Here is a 236-nt window from a genome sequence, read left to right on the forward strand (position 1 = left end):
GTGCAACGGCTAATGATACTTGTGGTAGTGTGACATGGTCTAATGACTATGGTGCTAATACTGACGTAGATTGTGCAAATGGAGCTATTACTGTAACATTTACTGCTACTGATGAGTGTGGTAACACGGCAAATACTACAGCTACTTATTCTATTATTGATACAGTCGACCCTGTATTAACAATTCCTGCCGATACTTCAGTAGAATGTACTGACGATACTTCACCTGCTAGTACT

The 236-nt window shown here is 39.8% G+C and carries 1 protein-coding gene; it reads left to right on the forward strand.

Annotated features, from left to right (window positions below):
- On the forward strand, positions 1–236 hold a 236-nt coding region (locus FC091_RS15285; RefSeq protein ID WP_171032537.1), incomplete at both ends, for a hypothetical protein.

Source organism: Winogradskyella algicola (assembly GCF_005869935.1).
Classification (GTDB): Bacteria; Bacteroidota; Bacteroidia; order Flavobacteriales; family Flavobacteriaceae; genus Winogradskyella; species Winogradskyella algicola.